This window comes from Thermosynechococcus sp. QKsg1 (genome assembly GCF_031586415.1).
Lineage (GTDB): Bacteria > Cyanobacteriota > Cyanobacteriia > Thermosynechococcales > Thermosynechococcaceae > Thermosynechococcus.
The window spans coordinates 1,182,704-1,201,155 of the sequence record NZ_CP134200.1 but is presented as its reverse complement, the minus strand read 5'-3'; the positions used below and the strand labels follow the sequence as shown (position 1 = coordinate 1,201,155).

The 18,452-nt window shown below is 54.0% G+C and carries 19 protein-coding genes; 12 read left to right on the top strand and 7 right to left on the bottom strand.

Translation table 11 applies throughout. From position 1 onward, the window contains the following. Nucleotide 1 precedes the first annotated feature (1 nt). The 5 genes from fabF (at nucleotide 2) to RHP47_RS06030 (ending at nucleotide 4,944) form a co-directional block, all read left to right on the top strand. Complete coding sequence (gene fabF / locus RHP47_RS06050; RefSeq protein WP_149819106.1) at nucleotides 2–1,264, top strand: beta-ketoacyl-ACP synthase II; 1,263 nt, start codon at nucleotides 2–4, stop codon at nucleotides 1,262–1,264. A gap of 35 nt (nucleotides 1,265–1,299) precedes the next feature. Continuing rightward, nucleotides 1,300–3,294, top strand: a complete 1,995-nt coding sequence (gene tkt, locus RHP47_RS06045; RefSeq protein WP_310841311.1) for a transketolase — start codon at nucleotides 1,300–1,302, stop codon at nucleotides 3,292–3,294. A 97-nt stretch (nucleotides 3,295–3,391) separates the two neighbouring features. Continuing rightward, nucleotides 3,392–3,814 (top strand): hypothetical protein, encoded by a 423-nt coding sequence (locus RHP47_RS06040; protein ID WP_286627060.1) that lies wholly within the window; start codon nucleotides 3,392–3,394, stop codon nucleotides 3,812–3,814. A gap of 4 nt (nucleotides 3,815–3,818) precedes the next feature. After that, a complete protein-coding gene (locus RHP47_RS06035) occupies nucleotides 3,819–4,229 on the top strand; it encodes a hypothetical protein (protein WP_190278265.1) in 411 nt (136 codons plus the stop codon). Nucleotides 4,230–4,326: 97 nt separating this feature from the next. After that, nucleotides 4,327–4,944, top strand: coding sequence for a DUF3727 domain-containing protein (locus tag RHP47_RS06030; protein ID WP_149819098.1), 618 nt, complete (start codon nucleotides 4,327–4,329; stop codon nucleotides 4,942–4,944). On the opposite strand, the gene RHP47_RS06025 is transcribed toward RHP47_RS06030, so the two are convergent. Then, a complete protein-coding gene (locus RHP47_RS06025) occupies nucleotides 4,941–6,338 on the bottom strand; it encodes an aminotransferase class I/II-fold pyridoxal phosphate-dependent enzyme (RefSeq protein WP_190278264.1) in 1,398 nt (465 codons plus the stop codon). The two genes, RHP47_RS06030 and RHP47_RS06025, sit on opposite strands and share 4 nt — an antisense overlap. Nucleotides 6,339–6,381: 43 nt before the next feature. On the opposite strand from RHP47_RS06025, the gene RHP47_RS06020 reads away from it, so the two are divergent. The 4 genes from RHP47_RS06020 to RHP47_RS06005 are packed head-to-tail and all read left to right on the top strand — an operon-like array spanning nucleotide 6,382 to nucleotide 9,183. After that, complete coding sequence (locus RHP47_RS06020) at nucleotides 6,382–6,663, top strand: helix-turn-helix transcriptional regulator (RefSeq protein ID WP_011057702.1); 282 nt, start codon at nucleotides 6,382–6,384, stop codon at nucleotides 6,661–6,663. Continuing rightward, entirely contained in the window at nucleotides 6,656–6,907 is a 252-nt protein-coding gene (locus RHP47_RS06015; RefSeq protein ID WP_286649965.1) for a hypothetical protein, read from the top strand. Before RHP47_RS06020 ends, RHP47_RS06015 begins: the two co-directional genes overlap by 8 nt. A gap of 42 nt (nucleotides 6,908–6,949) precedes the next feature. Continuing rightward, entirely contained in the window at nucleotides 6,950–7,942 is a 993-nt protein-coding gene (locus tag RHP47_RS06010; protein WP_286649964.1) for a pentapeptide repeat-containing protein, read from the top strand. Between the two features lie 44 nt (nucleotides 7,943–7,986). Further along, a complete protein-coding gene (locus tag RHP47_RS06005; protein WP_149819092.1) occupies nucleotides 7,987–9,183 on the top strand; it encodes a GNAT family N-acetyltransferase in 1,197 nt (398 codons plus the stop codon). Here the strand turns inward: RHP47_RS06005 and nrdR are convergent. After that, nucleotides 9,180–9,668, bottom strand: coding sequence for a transcriptional regulator NrdR (gene nrdR, locus RHP47_RS06000; RefSeq protein WP_149819090.1), 489 nt, complete (start codon nucleotides 9,666–9,668; stop codon nucleotides 9,180–9,182). The two genes, RHP47_RS06005 and nrdR, sit on opposite strands and share 4 nt — an antisense overlap. 119 nt (nucleotides 9,669–9,787) lie before the next feature. Between nrdR and RHP47_RS05995 the strand changes: the two genes are divergently transcribed. From RHP47_RS05995 to RHP47_RS05985, 3 genes are all read left to right on the top strand, one after another. After that, nucleotides 9,788–9,919 (top strand): hypothetical protein, encoded by a 132-nt coding sequence (locus RHP47_RS05995; RefSeq protein WP_310841308.1) that lies wholly within the window; start codon nucleotides 9,788–9,790, stop codon nucleotides 9,917–9,919. A 294-nt stretch (nucleotides 9,920–10,213) separates the two neighbouring features. Then, nucleotides 10,214–10,537 carry a hypothetical protein gene (locus tag RHP47_RS05990; protein ID WP_310841306.1) on the top strand — a complete coding sequence of 108 codons (324 nt, stop codon included), beginning with the start codon at nucleotides 10,214–10,216 and terminating at the stop codon, nucleotides 10,535–10,537. Nucleotides 10,538–10,677: 140 nt separating this feature from the next. Next, a complete protein-coding gene (locus RHP47_RS05985; protein WP_310841304.1) occupies nucleotides 10,678–12,816 on the top strand; it encodes an EAL domain-containing protein in 2,139 nt (712 codons plus the stop codon). Nucleotides 12,817–12,845: 29 nt separating this feature from the next. Here RHP47_RS05985 and RHP47_RS05980 read toward each other — a convergent pair whose 3' ends face one another. The 5 genes from RHP47_RS05980 to cofH all read right to left on the bottom strand — a co-directional run bounded on the left by RHP47_RS05980 (nucleotide 12,846) and on the right by cofH (nucleotide 18,425). After that, on the bottom strand, nucleotides 12,846–13,376 hold the full coding sequence (locus RHP47_RS05980) for a YqhA family protein (RefSeq protein ID WP_149819084.1): 531 nt from the start codon (nucleotides 13,374–13,376) through the stop codon (nucleotides 12,846–12,848). Between the two features lie 126 nt (nucleotides 13,377–13,502). Beyond that, nucleotides 13,503–14,588 carry a 3-isopropylmalate dehydrogenase gene (gene leuB, locus RHP47_RS05975; RefSeq protein ID WP_310841303.1) on the bottom strand — a complete coding sequence of 362 codons (1,086 nt, stop codon included), beginning with the start codon at nucleotides 14,586–14,588 and terminating at the stop codon, nucleotides 13,503–13,505. 57 nt (nucleotides 14,589–14,645) lie between these two features. Further along, nucleotides 14,646–15,575, bottom strand: a complete 930-nt coding sequence (locus tag RHP47_RS05970) for a pentapeptide repeat-containing protein (protein WP_310841302.1) — start codon at nucleotides 15,573–15,575, stop codon at nucleotides 14,646–14,648. Between the two features lie 70 nt (nucleotides 15,576–15,645). After that, on the bottom strand, nucleotides 15,646–17,247 hold the full coding sequence (locus RHP47_RS05965) for a DUF3352 domain-containing protein (protein WP_302680008.1): 1,602 nt from the start codon (nucleotides 17,245–17,247) through the stop codon (nucleotides 15,646–15,648). Next, nucleotides 17,247–18,425, bottom strand: a complete 1,179-nt coding sequence (cofH, locus tag RHP47_RS05960) for a 7,8-didemethyl-8-hydroxy-5-deazariboflavin synthase subunit CofH (protein ID WP_310841300.1) — start codon at nucleotides 18,423–18,425, stop codon at nucleotides 17,247–17,249. The genes RHP47_RS05965 and cofH overlap by 1 nt, the downstream gene beginning before the upstream one ends. Nucleotides 18,426–18,452 lie beyond the last annotated feature (27 nt).

Genomic DNA, 18,452 nt, shown 5'->3' with positions numbered 1-18,452 from the left:
CATGGCAAAGGCGCACCAAAAACGGGTCGTTGTCACGGGGATGGGGGCAATTACCCCCCTCGGCAACACCCTTGCGGAGTATTGGGAAGGGTTAATGGCCGGTCGCAACGGCATTGATTACATCACGGCTTTTGATGCCAGTCGTCATGACTGCCGCATTGCGGGTGAGGTGCGTGGCTTTGATCCCACCCTCTACATGGATCGCAAAGATGCCAAACGCATGGATCGCTTTGCTCAATTTGCCGTGGCTGCCAGTAAGCAAGCCCTTGCAGATGCCCAATTGACGATTGACGAGGGCAATGCCACTGACATTGGCATCATTATTGGTACGGGTGTGGGCGGCCTAAAGGTGATGGAGGATCAGCAGGAGGTCTATCTCACCAAGGGGCCCGATCGCTGTAGTCCCTTTATGATCCCGATGATGATTGCCAATATGGCCGCCGGACTCACCGCCATTCACACCGGTGCCAAAGGCCCGAATTCCTGTTCCGTGACCGCCTGTGCAGCGGGTTCCAATGCCATTGGCGATGCCTTCCGTATGGTGCAGCACGGTTATGCCAAGGCCATGATCTGTGGCGGTACTGAGGCAGCAATTACTCCCCTATCGGTGGCGGGTTTTGCGGCAGCCCGTGCCCTGTCCACCCGCAATGATGACCCCCACCATGCCAGCCGTCCCTTTGACCTCAACCGCGATGGCTTTGTCCTTGGGGAAGGGGCAGGCATCTTGATCCTTGAAGAATTGGAATTTGCCCTTGCTCGGGGGGCACGCATCTATGCAGAAATGGTGGGCTATGGCTTGACCTGTGATGCCTACCACATGACTGCTCCCTCACCGGGGGGAGAAGGGGCGGCCCGTGCCATTGAAGCCTGCCTCAAGGATGGGGAGATTGCCCCGGATCAGGTGAGCTATATCAATGCCCACGGTACAAGTACCCCCGCCAACGACAGTACGGAAACTGCCGCTATTAAACGTGCCCTTGGTGAGGAAAATGCCCGTCGCGTTCCCGTAAGTTCGACAAAATCCATGACGGGGCACCTCCTAGGGGGGTCAGGGGGTATTGAGGCGATCGCAACGGTGATGGCGGTTGCCCACGATCGCATCCCCCCTACAATTAACTTGGAGCAACCGGATCCTGCCTGCGATCTGGACTATGTTCCCCATCAGAGCCGGGCATGCTCGGTGACGGTGGCTTTGTCCAACTCCTTTGGCTTTGGTGGGCACAACGTGACGTTGGCCTTCCGCAAATTTACTCCCGATCGTTAACTGTCTGCTGCAAACCCAATTAGAGAGAGAAAGCAATGCCTGCGGTGACTCAATCCCTTGATGAACTCTGTATTAATGCGATTCGTTTCCTAGCGATCGATGCGGTGCAAAAGGCCAACTCCGGGCACCCCGGCCTACCAATGGGGGCAGCACCCATGGCCTATGTGCTGTGGAACCAGTTCATGCGGTTTAACCCCAAAAATCCGCAGTGGTTCAATCGCGATCGCTTTGTCCTTTCGGCGGGTCATGGCTGTATGTTGCAGTATGCCCTGCTCTACCTCACGGGCTACGACAGCGTCACCATCGAGGACATTAAACAGTTTCGCCAATGGGGATCGCGCACACCCGGTCACCCGGAAAACTTTGAGACCCCCGGTGTGGAGGTGACTACAGGCCCTCTCGGTCAAGGGATTTGTAACGCCGTTGGCTTAGCAGTGGCGGAAGCCCATTTAGCGGCTCGCTTCAACAAGCCCGATGTCACACTAGTGGATCACTACACCTACGTTATCCTTGGCGATGGCTGCAACATGGAGGGCATCTCCGGCGAAGCCTGCTCCCTTGCGGGTCACTGGGGCTTGGGTAAGCTCATTGCCCTCTACGACGATAACCACATTTCCATTGACGGTTCCACCGACATTGCCTTTACAGAGGATGTCTGCAAGCGCTTTGAGGCCTATGGTTGGCACGTGCAGCACGTCGCCGATGGCAATACGGATCTTGCGGGCATTGCCAAAGCCATTGAAGCGGCCAAAGCCGTAACCGATAAACCTTCACTCATTAAAGTCACCACTACCATTGGCTATGGTTCCCCCAACAAAGCCAACACCGCTGGGGTGCACGGCGCTGCTCTTGGGCCTGAGGAAGTCAAGCTCACCCGCGAAAACCTTGGCTGGAACTATGAGCCCTTTGTTGTCCCCGAGGATGTCCTCAACCACTTCCGCAAAGCTGTGGAGCGCGGTGCTAGCTATGAAGCGGAGTGGAACCAAACCCTCGCCACCTATCGCCAAAAGTATCCTGAGGAGGCTGCCGAATTTGAACGGCTGCTGCGGGGTGAGTTGCCCGCCAACTGGGATGCTAATCTGCCGAGCTACACTCCTGAAGATAAGGCTGTGGCCACCCGCAAGCATTCGGAAATTTGCCTGAACGCGATCGCCCCCAATCTGCCCGAACTCATTGGCGGTTCTGCGGACTTGACCCACTCCAACCTCACCGAACTCAAGTGCTCCGGTGACTTCCAAAAAGGCCAGTACCAAAATCGCAATATTCGCTTTGGCGTGCGCGAACACGGCATGGCTGCCATCTGCAACGGCATTGCTCTCCACAATTCCGGCTTGATTCCCTACTGTGCCACTTTCTTGGTCTTTGCTGATTACCTGCGGCCTGCCCTGCGCCTCTCAGCCCTCTCCCAAGCGGGGGTGATCTATGTGATGACCCACGACTCCATTGCCCTTGGTGAAGATGGCCCTACCCACCAACCCGTGGAGACCTTGGCCTCATTGCGTGCTATTCCCAACCTACTGGTGATCCGTCCTGCCGATGGCAATGAAACCTCGGGTGCCTACCAAGTGGCCGTCCAACGCCGCAAACAGCCAACCCTCTTGGCACTGACGCGGCAAAATGTGCCCAACTTGGCCGGTAGCTCTGCGGCCAATGTTGCCAAAGGTGCCTATACCCTTGTGGATTGCCAAGGTACTCCCGATTTGATCCTGATTGGCACCGGTTCAGAAGTCTCCCTCTGTGTCAAGGCCGCTGAAGTCCTGACAACTAGTGGCAAGAAAGTGCGGGTGGTGTCCATGCCCTCCTGGGAACTCTTTGAGGAGCAATCCCCTGAGTACAAAGCCAGTGTGCTGCCGGCGGGGGTAAAACGCCTTGCGGTGGAGGCGGCGTCCAGTTTTGGTTGGTGCCGCTATGCCGATGCAACGGTGTCGATCGAGCGCTTTGGTGCCTCGGCTCCGGGGAACGTCCTCATGGAGAAATTTGGCTTCACGGTGGACAATGTGGTGGCCAAGGCCAATGCCCTGCTTGGCTAAGTTGCCAATGGTACGCCTTTAGACGGAAAATATCAATAGATGCTCAGGGTGGGGGGTATAACTCTCTGCCCTGTTTTGCTTTTTTTGAGAACGCCCTATGCCACGTCGTCGGAAAAAATTTCCCTGCGGCCACCAAGGCTATGGTCAGGTTTGCCACTACTGCGCTCAGTTGATCCAAGCAAAAGCTCTAGAGGTAGCAGAACAGGAACAAGCACGACTGGCACAGGAACAAGCACGCTTGGCACGGCAGGAATGGGAGGCTTCCTTTGCCAACGATGTGGTGGATCTCCAAGGGTTGCCGAAGTGGATTGTCCTCAAAGCCCGCCAAGTGATTGCAGAACTCCTTGCAGGAGCCGACTATCGCCAGTTCAAGGGCAAGCGCCTGAATCACGATCGCCGAATTATTAGTATTCCCCTGAGCTATAACTATCGCCTCATCTGCTATGACACGGGCGATCGCATTGAACCCCGCAGTGTGCTCTCCCACGAAGCCTACAATGTCAAAAAACCTCTCGCTTAGTCTCATGACGGCCAACACGGATCATCCTTGGTATGCAGCGGCACAACTGATTCAACCGGCACTGATTCGCCTGCTTGATCATCTGCGGCGATCGCTAGAAACTTCCCCTTGGCAGGGCACCTATGAAACCGTTGAGATTCCCTGTGGTGAAGCCGAACCACAAATTCTCTACTGGCTGCACTTACGTCAGGGCGATCGCCAAGAGCGGGTGAACCTGTGGGAGCTGTGCTACCAAATTTGTTTTCAGCAGTACACCCCAGAACTGGACTACAGCGGCATCCATGACTTTCAGGTGGGGGAGGTGCAAGCTGACCTCAGCCTCTTTGACCCTGCTGGGGAGGTGGACTGGCACAAGCTCGATCAGAAGGCAGCACAGGTGGTTGCCGCCCTATTTGCCGGCTTAGATCCCCCTTAATTTTAAGTTTTTGTAGAAAAATTAACCAAGGCTGCCCCACGGCGACCCGCTGCATGGTATGCTCCAATGCCATAGGGAATCTTTTTACCGAAGCAGCATGGGTTCAAACTATCAAAACCAGCAAAATAGTAATGAGCAGCCTTGGGAGGAGGAAGACTTCGAGGAGGAGATGGAGCAACTCCGCCTTTACGATGATGATGGTCGCTTCCTCGACTGCTACATCGAGTTTCGTCTGAAGGTGCAAGGGGAAACCTATGCGCTGCTGCGGCCAGTGGACTACCCCGTAGAAATTTTTGCGGTCGTGGCCGAAAACGACGAGGAAGAAATCTTGGTGCCCCTAGAGGAGCAGGAAATTGATGCGGTCTTTGATACAGCCCGTGCCATCCTTGAAGAACAAAACCTCACCCTCAAGCGCACTGCACTAACCCTCACCGTAGCGGGTGAACTGCCGGATCTGGATGAAGATGAGATTCTCACGGTTGAGGTGGAAGCCGATGATGACATTGAGGAGTATCAACCTCTGGGCAGTAGCTTCTTTTGCGGTACACGGGAATACAGCGTTTATACGCCCCTGAGTCCCACCCTTTATGTGGCTCGCCTTGTCCCCGGTCAAGAACCTGAACTCCTCTCTCCCCAAGACTTTCAACACCTGCAACCCCTCTTGGAACAGCATTTGGTGAGCCATCTCATTGAAGAGGAGGACTGGGAAGACTAGACCCTACAGATTCTTAGGGTTTGTAGCGTAGGATCGGTAGCCCCCACGATCTCTGCCCCCAGCTCTTGGAGGGTTTGCAAGGTTTCAATCACTGATGCAGTGATCCGTTCGCCGGCGATAACAGCGGGAATTCCCGGTGGGTAGGGGGAGAGGGTCTCAGCGCTAATCTCATTTAAGGCCGCCTTGAGGGGAACCGATGCCTGTGGGCAAAAGTAGGCATCCCGTGGTGAGAGTGCGGGTTCTTGGCGGTTAGGGATTGGTGGGATGGCCAGTGGTGGCAGAGGGGCATGGTAACAGTATTCGGCGCAAACACTTTTTAGGCGATCGGCCAAGATTTCGAGCATTATTTGGCTGGTACCGAGGCCAAGGCAAAAGGTGAGCGATCGCCCGCTGGGAAATTCAGCAATGATCTGCGGTTGCAACAGCTCATCCAGGGCAAACCCCGTCAGACCGATCGGCCAAGTCCCTAGGGTCAATCGCAGCGGATCCTGAGGGATACCTGTGGGCTGCCAGCGCGGTAAAGGCCATTCAGAGGTCTTAACCCACTGGAGAAGTCGCGCGTAGATTTGCTCTCCCTGCTCAGCCATCTGCACCCCCGCCCGCTCAAGGGCTGCCAAAAACCAATAGCTGGGACTGGTGGTTTGCACGAGGTTCAGGGCTTGACTCAAGCGCTCAGGGGACACCCGCTCCCCCTTCAGATGCAGCACTGCCGTTTGGGTTAACGTGCCGAGGGTTTTGTGCCACGACTGCACCACCACATCTGCGCCTGCGGCCAAAGCGGCTACCGGCAAGGCGGGATGATAGGCAAAATGACTGCCGTGGGCTTCATCGACAATGAGGGGCAAACCGTGGTCATGGACGCACTGAGCAATCTCGACCAAGGGTGAGCAAAGGCCTTCATAGGTGGGACTGACAAGCACAACCGCCTTGGTATCGGGATAGGCAGCCAAGCCGGCGGCAACCACATCACGGGTAACGGGCAACGGCAGCCCCCACTGGGGATCAACGGCGACTCCCAAATAGACGGGCTTCGCCCCCGTTAACACCAGTCCCGCAATCACTGAGCGGTGGACATTGCGCCCCACGAGAACGCGATCGCCCGGCCCTACCGTGGCTAGAAGTGCGGCTAAAAGACCACTGGTGGCACCATTCACCAAAAACCAAGCGCGATCGCTCCCCGCCGTCGCCGCTACCGCCGCCTGTGCCTCTGCCAGCACTCCTGTTGGCTGCGCCAAATTATCAAGGCCGGGCAACTCACTTAAATCTTGGGCTAAGGCCATTCCCCAAAGGGCACGCAACAGCGGCTCCATGCCTCGACCCCGTTGATGGCCGGGCGTGTGTAAGGGAATCGTGTGGTTTTGGGCTAAAAGAGCAGCAAGGAGAGAAATCGTCAACTACAATGAATATAAGGGTCTAAGTAATTATACGGATTTAGGGATGTCTATACCGCAAGACGATCGGTTGGAGTATTCACTGCTGTCGGAGCGTGAGCTACAGGTGTTGGAGCTTGTGGCGGCGGGGCTAACCAACCAAGACATTGCCGCCAAACTAGACATCAGCAAGCGTACGGTAGATAACCATATCAGTAATATTCTAATGAAAACAAAATCAGAAAATCGTGTGGCACTTGTGCGCTGGGCTTTAGCCTGGGGTAAAGTTTGCTTGAATGATGTCAATTGTTGTGCCTTACCCACTCCCCCGACCCAGCCCCATGAGTGAACGGGTGTACTACAATCCCCGCCTGTCACTGGCGGTCTATCGTGAGCTGGCTGCCCACTTGCAGTTACTCGATGGGGTTTCTGTGCGGCTGTTGCCCCAAACCTGTTCCCACTTTGACTACGAACTCAGTCAAATTGAAGGCATTGCCGTGGCTGTGCCCCCTACGCTTGACCGAGATGCCCAAGCACGATGTGAGGAGATTCTGGAACACTACGGCCTTCAGCACGGTGGCTGGCAATGTTAAGGACAGACATCCCTAGCGCACTGCTCCCTACGTTAGATTGCCATGGACGCTGAAGAGTTGCTCGCTCGCTATGCCAAGGGCGAAACCAATTTTCAAACTGTGAATCTGGCCGGCGTTCGTCTCGTGGGTGCCGATTTGATTGGTATTGACTTGCGCGGTACCAGTTTACAGGGGGTGCATTTCCAGTTTTGTCATTTTGGTCGTGCTGACTTTAGCTATGCCCTCTTGACGGGCGCCCGCTTGGAGGGATGCAACTTTACCCAAGCAGTTTTTAACGATAGCCATTTTCGTGATGCCCAATGTCATGGTTGCGTTTTTGATCGCGCCAATTTGCAGGGAGCAGATCTCACATTGGCCGTTTTTCGCGACTGCAACTTCCTGAGTAGTGACTTGCGACAGGTGAATTTAAGCCATACGGTTTTGGCTGGCTCCTGTCTGCGCAGTGCTAACTTTCGCAAAGAGAACTATCAGGAGGGGGCAAGTCTGGTGGGTGCAGATCTGCATCAGGTAGATCTCCAAGGAACGAATTTGGCAGGGGCAGATCTATCGCGGGTGAACCTCAAGGGGGCGCATCTTAAAGAGGCCAACCTCAATGGCGCCAACCTGACCCAAGCGAATTTAGAAAATACCAATCTTCAGGGGGCAATTCTCACCCGTGCCATTCTCTATGAGGCGAATCTGGTGGGAAGCAACTTACGGCAGTCGCGGCTGGCTCAAGCAGACCTGCGGGGAGCGATTCTCACGCAAGCGGATTTAAGTCAAGCGATTCTCTCCGAGGCGCGGCTTGATGATGCCCAAGCTCAAGGGGTGAACTTGCGGGAAGCGGTTTTGAATAAGGCGGATTTGCGGCGTACGGATCTCACCGGGGCGGATTTGCAAGAAGCTCGCCTCATTGATGCCTACCTAGCCCGCACGAATCTCAAGGGTGCCAATTTACGTCAAGCCAACCTAATGCGTGCTGATCTCAGTAGTGCCCTGTTGCTGGAGGCTTGCTTGGAGCAGGCATTAATGCCCGATGGCAGTGTCTTTATCTAAAGCACTTGCTATAGTACAACAGAGACGCAGTTTCCCTGAGGGGTATGGCAGAGTTTGCAGCGGCACTGGCACCGGAGCTAACGATTCAGTGGGTGAATGCGATCGCCAGCGTTCCCCAAGACCAGTGGGATGCTCTTGCGTTGCCCCTAGAAACCCCCTTCTTTGAATGGGAATGGCTGCACCAAATTGAAGCCTCTGGCAGTGCAACGCTGCAAACCGGTTGGCTCCCCCATCATCTCTTGGTTTGGCGCGATCGCCAAGGTCAGCGGGAACTGGTCGCTGCCGCTCCCCTCTATGTCAAAGGCCACAGTCAAGGGGAATTTGTCTTTGATCACCAATGGGCAGAGCTGGCGGCGCGGTTGGGCATTCGCTATTATCCGAAGCTGCTGGGGATGGCGCCCTTTACGCCGGCGGTGGGCTATCGCTTTCTCATGGCCGAGGGGGTGGATGAGGTCAGAATGACCAAAGTGATGCTCCATGAAATTGATCGCCTCTGCCAGCGCCACCGCTTTTCCAGTTGTCACTTTCTCTACGTCGATCCCCAATGGCAGCCCGCTGTCGAAGCCTACGGTTATCGTGCGTGGCTCCACCACAGTTACATCTGGCAAAATCGCAACTATCAGACCTTCGACGACTATCTCGCGGACTTCAATGCCAATCAACGCCGCAACATCAAGCGCGAACGCAAGGCCGTGGCTCAAGCGGATCTCACGTTTCGGGTTCATCGGGGGGATGAGGTCAGCCGCAGCCTATTGCGCCAAATGTACGATTTCTATGCCGATACCTGCGACAAATTTGGCTGGTGGGGCAGCAAGTATCTAACACGGCAGTTTTTTGAAGCCCTCAGCGATCGCTATCGCCATCGAGTCGTTCTTTTTGCTGCCTATCCTAGGAGTGGCGCGCAGCGTCCCATTGCCATGTCCTTTTGTATTACCAAGGGAGCCAATCTCTACGGTCGCTATTGGGGCAGTGCCCAGGAGATTGATTGCCTGCACTTCAATGCCTGTTACTACGAACCCATTGAATGGGCGATCGCCAACGGCATTCAGCGCTTTGATCCCGGTGCTGGCGGACGCCATAAAAAACGGCGAGGCTTTCCGGCCACTCCCAACTACAGCCTGCACCGCTTCTATGAACCCCGTTTAGCGCAAATTTTTGACCACTACATTGCCCAGATCAATGATGAGGAGCAACGGCTCATTGACACGATGAATGCCGATCTACCCATGAAATCCCTCTAGGACTGGGAGAGCGTCACCAACTCTGGAGAGGCAGGGGTCTCTTGGAGATGGGCTAATTCCGCAACAAAATCACTAATCCCTTGGAACTGACGATAGACCGAGGCAAAACGGACATAGGCCACTTCGCTAAGATGACGCAGCCGCTGGAGTGCCGCTTCCCCCAATTCGGCGCTAGTGACTTCGCGGCGCGATCGCAACTGCAAATCCGCCTCAATATCATCTACGAGGGCTTCAATTTTTTGTTGGGGAATGTTGGTTTTGCCACAGGCGGTCATGATCCCCCGTAGCAATTTGGAGCGATCAAAGGACTCGCGATCGCCATTGCGTTTAATGACCGTAATGGGAACGTACTCAATCCGCTCATAGGTGGTGAAGCGACGGCTACATTGGAGGCACTCTCGACGCCGCCGAATACTTTGCCCCCCCTCTGCCGATCGAGACTCTAGAACCCGACTATCCGTATGGTGGCAATAGGGACACTGCATAGGGATCCCCGCTTATTTAGGCACCTGAGAGTATCATAGCCGATTCTTTCGAGCGATTAACATTCGCAAGGGCTGCGACAGCGTTTGTTAGGCTAGGGGTATCCATCGGGTATCCTGCCATGACCGATCCAAACCCCCAAAAGAAACGTAATCAACCCACGATCATTAACGTCGAGCCAGAAAATTTACTCCTCATTGCTGCCCTAAGCCTCTTTATTCCGCTGGTGATTGTGGGCTTTTTTGGGCACTAGGCTGAAAAAACCAACCGCCTTGCCGTTATCGTTCTGAAAAGAGTTTCGTTGCAACGACCCCTCAATGGCCGCAAAAAAGCCTAGGAGACCCTAGGGATTGACTATAAAAAATGTTAAAATATAAAGATTAATCAATAAAAAGCAGCAAGAAATTAAAGAAAAATTTAGAACATTCCCTAGGATAGTGTAGCCCAAGCAACCCCTTTTCCCCGAAGCGCGTGGTAGCTTTTGAATGAAGCCAAAATTTTTCTAATTTTTCTATTGTTCCCTTAGCAAAGCAAGCGCTAAGTAATTATGCTGCACCTATCCATTTCCCAGGTTTATTACCTACGGCGTCTACTGCGCCAATATGAACCAATGCTCAAGCCTGTGATTGCTGAAGGGGCAGCACAGGTGGCTACGGCAGAAGCGGATCTGGGCGCTGTATTGGAAAGTCTTTATCCCGAGGCTGAAGAGTTGGCAACCGCTACCGAACAGTTGAGTCGGCTACTTCTTTTACATCAGAAAAAAGAGCTGCTGTCTGCTGAGCAATGTGAGGCAATTGTGCAGCAAATTTTCTGGATCTTGGGATTAAAATATACCTCACCAGAGGTGGGGCAACAATTAGATATTGCTTAACCAGTCAGGTTACAACATACAAAAATCTGCGAGGTTTGCAACGAATGATGTCGAAGGAGGCCCCAAGGGGAAGGGGTCTTTCTAGTGCCATTGGCTGGCTTCACCTGTTATTTTCCAAACGCCAAAGCTAGGATAGGATTATGGAGCACAATTCCTCCTTTTTATTTCCTCAATTTGGTCATCCAATCATGGGTGGGCAGGCGGGCTATGGTTTTGATTTTCCAGCAAGCGCGGATCCCTATGAGCTGCTGCGGAGTGTTTGTGCCCGTTTACCTCTGCTGATCCTGTTCTATGACAATGAAGGGCAGATTTACTCCATTAACCAAGAGGTGACGACCCAGTTGGGCTGGGATACGGGGGACTTGCTCTCGCGGGATTTTTTGAGCCAGTGTTTTCCCGATCCAGAGACCCAGCGGCAAGTTCGTTATTGGATGGTTCATACTCCTAGCGGTTGGCAAGAAGTGCCTATCCATGGGGCGGATGGCCAAGTCCGAGAGATGATCTGGGCCTTTGTGCGCTTTCCCAATGGGGCAGGGTTGATCTGCGGCTACAACATCACCGATATAAAGTTGACCCAAGCAGCGTTGCTGGAAACCAGCGATCGCTACGCCCTGCTCACCCGTGCCATCAACGATGGCATCTGGGACTGGGACTTGACCACCAATGAGGCCTTTTTTTCCTCCCGCTGGAAAGCCATTCTGGGCTATCAGGATCACGAAATTGGCAACCACATTGACGATTGGCTCAAGCGGATACACCCCCAAGATGTCGAGCGGGTCAAATTGAATTTAATGCTCCATGTGCGCGGTCAAACGCCCCATTTCCATCAGGAGTTCCGCATTCAGCATCGCAATGGTTCCTATCGTTGGGCTTTGGCACGGGGGCTGGTGCTGCGGGATACCCATGGCAATGCCATACGCTTTGCCGGTTCTTTAACCGACTTGACTGAGCATTACTTTGCAGAGAGGCAGTTGCTCCACGATCCCCTCCATGACCCGCTGACGGGGCTAGCCAATCGCACGCTGCTTTTTGATCGCATTGAACAGGCGGCTCGCCATGGTCGTCGTCGTCCCGACTATAAATTTGCCATTTTGTTCATTGACATTGATCGGTTCAAGGTCATTAACGACAGCCTTGGCCACACTTGTGGTGACTTGATTTTGATTGAATTGGCCAATCGCCTCAGCCGCATTGTCCGCCCCGATGACACGGTTGCTCGCATTGGCAGCGATGAGTTTGTGATTTTGCTGGATGATATTCGTGACAACAACGATGCTTTGGGGGTGTGCGATCGCATTCGCTGTGAACTCGATAAACCCTTTATGGTCAAAGATCAACCAATTACGCTGCGGGTGAGTATCGGCGTGGCCACGCGATCGTCCCACATTGAAAAAGCAGAAAACTACTTGCGCAATGCCGATATTGCCATGTATCGTGCCAAGTTGGCGGGGGGCAATCGCTATCAAGTCTTTAGTGAAGAAATGCATTTGATGGCGCGCGATCGCCTTTCTCTTGAAGTCGGCTTGCGCCAAGCTATTGAGCGGGATGAATTTACCCTCTTTTATCAGCCCATCTATCGTCTTAGTGATAATCGTCTCTACGGTTTTGAAGCCCTGATTCGCTGGCAACATCCCACCCAAGGTTTATTACTGCCCGATCGCTTCATTCCCCTTGCTGAGGAAACGGGACTCATTTTGCCTATTGGCGATTGGGTGATCTGGCGGGCTTGCCGCGATCTTCAGCACTGGCACGAGCAATTTCCCCAGTGTCAGTTGTCTGTGAATGTGAATTTATCGAATCGGCAACTGATGCACCCTGCCCTAGCCGAACAGGTGTTGGCGGCCTTGGAACAGACCCAGATTCCCCCCCATTGCCTGCACCTCGAAATGACCGAAAGTGTAGGCATTGATCAGCCCGATCAGGTGCGCGACATCTTACTTAAACTCAAGGCTCAAGACATCAAGCTCAGCCTCGATGACTTTGGCACGGGTTATTCTTCCCTGTGCTACTTGACCAATCTTCCCATTGACATCCTCAAAATAGATCGCAGCTTTGTGAAGCTGATCACTGAAACCGAGCAAAAACCCCTTGTGATTGATGCCATTGTCAGCCTTGCCAAGGGATTGGAACTCGAAGTGATTGCTGAAGGGGTGGAGCATCCCTATCAAGTGACGCGACTGCGGGAACTGGGCTGTGACTATGCCCAGGGCTATTATTTCTCGCAACCCCTGAGTATTGAGCAGGTGGATGCCCTGTTGGCGCAGATTCATGCTACTTAGAAACACCATTTCTTGGAGACCCTAAGCATCTAGTGATGGGCTTCTGAACTGACGCGGTACATCAAGTAGGTGCTGATGGCAATAATCAGAATTGCGGTGGCCAGATATAGTAAGTCAAGGGGCGTTTTGACATTGAAGGCAATCAGTTGCTTAAAGAAAGTCACCACCAGAGCCATGACGATTGTTTTTAGCAGTTTATCCTTAAGCTGATCTAAACTTTGAGCCTGCATCAGGGAAACATCAGTGGCGCGATCGCGAGCCAGACCCGCATCAATTTTAGAAATAAACAGTTCATAGATACCGAGGGCAAACAGCAACAAAATAATGCCAATTAAATACAAATCAATACCCGTGATGATGTAGCCAAGGGTTTTGATATAAATTGTGGAATCGCCATAATTGCGAAATTGGATGCCTAGCCCTAAAAGAATTTCATGACTGCCGAGAATAAATAGAGCAAAGGTACTGAGTAGGCTAAAAATGACGGGAATAATGACAAAAAGACGGAAATACCAGAGAAAAGGCTCAACAAGCCTCTCCAGTTGGGATAATCTTCGCATTACCAAGAGCACCAAAAGCTCTTAACATCCTAGCAGAGGCACTCGCCAATCAAAGAAGGTGGGAAATGTGAGGGGAGCAATAGCTAGGGGTTAGTAGTTGAAGATTACTAGCAGAGGAGTAGGAGCCTATTGGGATAATTCTTTAATCAAGAGGTTGCCCATTTCGCGACAGCCCACCCGCGTACAGCCCTCAGCCATTAAATCGCCAGTGCGGTAGCCTTGATCTAAAACAGCAGTAATCGCTTCTTCGATCGCTTGCGCTGCTGCTGGTTGGTTGAGGCCATAACGCAGCATCATGGCCGCACTGAGCACCATTGCCAAGGGATTCGCTTTGTCTTGGCCGGCAATGTCGGGCGCCGAGCCATGAACCGGTTCAAACAGACCCGGCCCGGATTCCCCTAGGCTGGCGGAGGGAAGCATACCAATACTGCCGGTGAGCATGGCAGCAATATCGGAGAGAATATCACCAAATAAGTTACTGGTGACAATCGTGTCAAACTGTTTCGGGGCGCGCACCAGTTGCATTGCGGCATTGTCCACATAGAGGTGGGTGAGTTCCACATCGGGATATTCAGCGCTAAGCGCAGTCAGGCGATCGCGCCACAGTTGGGAGACTTCAAGGACATTGGCTTTATCCACGGAGCAGAGTTTGCCCTGCCGTTTGCGAGCCGTTTCAAAGGCCACGCGGCCAATGCGGTCAATTTCCGTGGCGGTGTAGGCCATCGTATTCACCCCCCGCTGCTCACCCGTTTCCGTGGTGAAAATACCGCGCGGTTGACCAAAGTAAATGCCGCCAGTCAGTTCGCGCACCACCATGAGATCCACGCCGGCAATCACTTCCGGCTTGAGGGACGAGGCATGGAGCAGTTGCGGAAAAATCTTGGCGGGGCGTAAGTTAGCAAATAAACCCAGACCAGCGCGAAGGGCAAGTAATCCCGTCTCCGGGCGCAGATGACGGGGTAAGCTATCCCACTGCGTTCCGCCAATGGCGGCTAAAAGCACGGCATCACTTTGCCGACAGGTTTCCAGCGTTGCTGCTGGCAAGGGTTCCCCCACAGCATCAATGGCAGAGCCGCCCACAAGGGCAGGAATAAAGTCAAAGGCCAATTCAAAGCGAGGGGCGATCGCCTGTAACACATCGAGGGCAACAGCCGTAATTTCTGGACCAATACCATCCCCGGCCAAAACAGCAATGCGATACGTGGTTGCCATGCCTGTCTCAAAATCACCGATCTTCTAATCTACACCAGCAGCGGTCTTCCCTTGAGGCTATTCCGAGAGATAGCCATCCGGCAAAATCGCCTCGCTCATATCCACAGCACTGAGATCAACGCCATTGAGGCTGGCACCGGTAAGAATCGCTTCAATGAGATTGGCTCCCCGCAGATCGGCACCACTGAGATTGGCTCCCATTAAATTCGCCCCAATGAGAATGGCAGAGCTGAGATTGGCGCCCCGCAACAGTGCTTGGGCAAGGCTCACTCCCCGTAAATCGGCACCCACAAGGTTGGCTTTGTCCAAACAGGCATGGCGCAAGTTGGCTTCTTTGAAGGCCACTTCCCGCAGATAAGCTTCCTCAAGGTGAGCACGGCGCAGATTGGCTCCAATCAGGACGGCTCGCTCTAAATTGGCTTGGTACAAATTGGTGGCACTGAGATTGGCACCGCGTAAATTGGCCTGCACCAGTTGACTTTCTCGCAAGACGGCATCTGCCAAATCAGCGCCCCGCAGGTAGGCTTCCGTTAAGTTGGCACGGGTGAGGTTGGCACGTTCTAGCTCAGCAAGGGTGAGATCCGTGAGCGTCAGGTTGGCATCCCGCAAAATGGCTTCACTCAGTTGGGCACCGGTGAGGTTGGCTTCACTGAGGTCGGCATTGGCAAGGTTGGCACGGCTGAGATCCGCCCCCGTTAGGTTGGCCTTGCGCAACGACACCCAGCGCAGATCGGCGCTAATTAAAATCACACCCCGCAGATCCGCCCCCCGCAAATCCGCCTGACTGAGATTGACGCCCGTAAGAATGGCTCCCCGCAAATCAGCCCCTTGCAGGTTGGTACTTTGTAGGGCAGCATCGGTGAGATCGGCACGGGAAAGGTCAATGCCCGTCAAAATATACCGACTCAGGTTAGCGCGGCGCAACCGTACCCCCGCAAAGTCGCGATCGCCCACGCCATATTGTTTCAGTAGAGCATCTGGTTCCACAGTAATTCAGTCACGTCCTTCAGTAGCAAATCTGCGTCTAGTTTTAGGGTTCCCCCAGTTTTGGCTGAACCTACGGTGGTGAGAGGGGTTTTAGGCGGATTCGAGCGATGTAGTGGGTAAACCGATTATCCCGCACCTGACTGGTGATGCCTAGAGCAGCAAAGGGTTGGAGCGATCGCGCCACTTCAGGTGCTAGTTCAGGCAAGAGCAAGTTATTTTGCAGTGACCCAAGGTGACTCAAATTCAGGTAGAACTGCGTGTCCTTGGGCTGGGGCAGCACCGCACGATAGAGGGGAGAGTCGGCAAGGGAGCGCTCAGGGCGGGTACTCATATCCGTCAAAGGGCCGAGTCCCAAAAAGAGGGTCTGGTCATTCAGCCAACCATGCTGCCCCACCGGCAAACCTGGGGGAATACGCCAAGTGGTGATCGGTTGCGGTTCTGTTGCCGTTTGTTGTACTTGCCACCGCAGGCGATCGCGAATTTGGCTATCGAGCTGGCTCAAGGTTTGACTCGCTTGGGGGCGATCACTGGTCTGACTGAGAAAGAGCAAACTAGGGGCATTGCCTAGGGCGGGAACGGGCACAAAGGCAGCAGCAAATTCGCCATCCATCCAAGGCACAAAGGCCTGTTGCCAATCGAGGCCAGTGAGATCTTTAACCGTGCTGGCGATCGTCTCTTTCACTGAGGCGGGGGTATTCTGCCATAAATTCTTAAAGGAGCCTGTACCGTAAAAAGCAAGGGTCGTTTCAGGCACAAGACGACTAAGTTCACGGCTTTGACCTTCACTGACCAAGGCTTGATTCTGCTCAGGGCGCCAAGTCACCACCTCCAATTCGATTTGCTCAGGGGTCATGTCTGCGGTGAGCACCATCCCTTGCAGTTCCCGCGGGGGTTCAGGCAGACTTCCTTCAGGGGCGGCCATCTGACTGGCTAAAAAGGCGGGTAGGTTCAAATAGAGTTCCACCAAAGGGCGATGATCCGATAACCCTTTCACTGCCTGTTGATAGGTGGGCTGGCTGCCAATGCCGTTGTTGGCTTGGGCGGTGGCAATGACTTGTTGCAGGGCGCTCTGGTGCTGACTCCAAATGATGTAGGCCTGATTCTCATGCGCAACAAGGGCGATCGCACCGCTATCGGGGTCAGGGAGAATCCCCTTGGCCTTGAAGATTTTCACGCCGTTGATTTCTGTGATCGGCTCGCCAATGACGCTTTGCAGCAGTTGCTCCCCCATCGGTACATTTAGGGTCGGCACAATCCAAACGTGGGGCGGCACCGGCGATTCTCTGACGGACTCTGGGGTAATGGGCAACAAGACCACTGTGGCTTGGTCACCAATAAAGGGGCGCACATCCTTGAGGTAATCCAGTTGCGCCAGATTCACCCCCTCTGGCGAGAGCGGATCATAGCTGGGGTTCAACCAGGGTTGGGCTTGTAACAGGCCACTTTTGGCAAGGGCTTCCCAAGGCTTGGGATCCGTGGGTAAGGTGAGGGTCAATAGGGCACTATTGGGGGCGATCGCCATTCCGGGCGCGATCGGACGTTGACTAAACCGTTGCCACAGGAAGACCCCCGCAGCGGCGGCTGCCCCGACAATAACCACGGCAACACCACCCACTAGCCAAGGGCGGAACCGACGGGGAGACTGAACTGAAGGCTGAGATTCCGTGGTCATCACAACTCTCCAACGGGATGGTAAAGTGTGGTGCGCTGACATGGGGTTCGCCCTAAGGAGCAAATTGCGGCCACCAGATCTGCTGGACTAACGCCCGTGCCCCCCTGCGCTCCAGCCACTGAGGTAATGTGTTCTTCCATCAGCGTTCCCCCCAAATCATTACAGCCCCAATTCAGAGCCATGGTTGCCCCCTCAAGACCCAGTTTGACCCAACTAGGCTGGTGGTTCGGAATCCATCGCCCTAAAAACAACCGCGCCACTGCCGTGAGGACAAGTGTGGGTAATAACTGCGGTTGCGGGTGTCCTACCCATTGTCGCATTGCCTTGGGGGCAAGTTCCCCCACGTAGGGCAGCAGAATAAACTCGGTAATTTGCGCGGGATAGTCGTGTTCTAAGGCCTTTTGCTGAAGTTGCTGTAGGTGTTGTAGGTGAGCCACCTGATCGGCTGGGGTTTCAATGTGGCCGCAGAGCATGGTGCTGGTCGTCCATACCCCCAAACGATGGGCGGTTTCCACAATCTCTAGCCATGTCGCGGTGTTCATTTTCTCAGGACAGATTTTTGAGCGCACTCGATCTACTAACACCTCAGCGGCAGTACCCGGCATGGAGTCCACCCCACTCTGATGCAGAACATCAATCACTTGGGCATAGGAGAGGCCATCCTCACGGGCAATGAATTGAATTTCTTGGGGCGAAAAGGCGTGGAGATGGATTTCAGGAAAGGCCGTTTTAATGTCCCGCACGAGGCATTGGTAATAGCGCAAACTAGAGCCGCATTCTTTAGCGGCTGGATTGAGTCCGCCCTGCATACAGATTTCCGTCGCCCCTTGGGCAACTGCATCAGCCACTTTGCTCAGGATCGTGTCAATGTCGAGCCAGTAGGCATCGGCAGCGGTGGCATCGCGACGAAAGGCACAGAAAGCACAGTGTTGCTCGCAGATATTCGTGAAGTTGATGTTGCGGTTGATCACATAAGTCACGGTGTCGCCTACCTGTTGTTGGCGCAGGCGATCGCTCGCGGTTTGTAGTGCCCTGAGGAGGGGGGGCAATGGTTCTTGAGGATCACTGCTTGCGGCTAAGGGAAGAGCGGCTGTCAAAAGGGTGAGGGCTTGTTGGGCAGAAATGCCATTGTTGGCAAGAGCCGCCTCTAGCTCAGCGATCGCCCCTATGGTCTGCATCGAATCTACTCCACCTTTAGGAAACTA

What these genes read in the sequence shown, in the direction of transcription:
- RHP47_RS06005 (WP_149819092.1), top strand. Translation starts at nt 7,987, where the DNA reads ATGGCAGAGTTTGCAGCGGCACTGGCACCGGAGCTAACGATTCAGTGG.
- RHP47_RS06035 (WP_190278265.1), top strand. Translation starts at nt 3,819, where the DNA reads ATGACGGCCAACACGGATCATCCTTGGTATGCAGCGGCACAACTGATT.
- cofH (WP_310841300.1), bottom strand. Translation starts at nt 18,425, where the DNA reads ATGCAGACCATAGGGGCGATCGCTGAGCTAGAGGCGGCTCTTGCCAAC.
- RHP47_RS06015 (WP_286649965.1), top strand. Translation starts at nt 6,656, where the DNA reads ATGAGTGAACGGGTGTACTACAATCCCCGCCTGTCACTGGCGGTCTAT.
- fabF (WP_149819106.1), top strand. Translation starts at nt 2, where the DNA reads ATGGCAAAGGCGCACCAAAAACGGGTCGTTGTCACGGGGATGGGGGCA.
- tkt (WP_310841311.1), top strand. Translation starts at nt 1,300, where the DNA reads ATGCCTGCGGTGACTCAATCCCTTGATGAACTCTGTATTAATGCGATT.
- RHP47_RS05980 (WP_149819084.1), bottom strand. Translation starts at nt 13,376, where the DNA reads ATGCGAAGATTATCCCAACTGGAGAGGCTTGTTGAGCCTTTTCTCTGG.
- RHP47_RS06040 (WP_286627060.1), top strand. Translation starts at nt 3,392, where the DNA reads ATGCCACGTCGTCGGAAAAAATTTCCCTGCGGCCACCAAGGCTATGGT.
- nrdR (WP_149819090.1), bottom strand. Translation starts at nt 9,668, where the DNA reads ATGCAGTGTCCCTATTGCCACCATACGGATAGTCGGGTTCTAGAGTCT.
- RHP47_RS05990 (WP_310841306.1), top strand. Translation starts at nt 10,214, where the DNA reads ATGCTGCACCTATCCATTTCCCAGGTTTATTACCTACGGCGTCTACTG.
- RHP47_RS05995 (WP_310841308.1), top strand. Translation starts at nt 9,788, where the DNA reads ATGACCGATCCAAACCCCCAAAAGAAACGTAATCAACCCACGATCATT.
- RHP47_RS05985 (WP_310841304.1), top strand. Translation starts at nt 10,678, where the DNA reads ATGGAGCACAATTCCTCCTTTTTATTTCCTCAATTTGGTCATCCAATC.
- RHP47_RS06020 (WP_011057702.1), top strand. Translation starts at nt 6,382, where the DNA reads ATGTCTATACCGCAAGACGATCGGTTGGAGTATTCACTGCTGTCGGAG.
- RHP47_RS05965 (WP_302680008.1), bottom strand. Translation starts at nt 17,247, where the DNA reads ATGACCACGGAATCTCAGCCTTCAGTTCAGTCTCCCCGTCGGTTCCGC.
- leuB (WP_310841303.1), bottom strand. Translation starts at nt 14,588, where the DNA reads ATGGCAACCACGTATCGCATTGCTGTTTTGGCCGGGGATGGTATTGGT.
- RHP47_RS06030 (WP_149819098.1), top strand. Translation starts at nt 4,327, where the DNA reads ATGGGTTCAAACTATCAAAACCAGCAAAATAGTAATGAGCAGCCTTGG.
- RHP47_RS06010 (WP_286649964.1), top strand. Translation starts at nt 6,950, where the DNA reads ATGGACGCTGAAGAGTTGCTCGCTCGCTATGCCAAGGGCGAAACCAAT.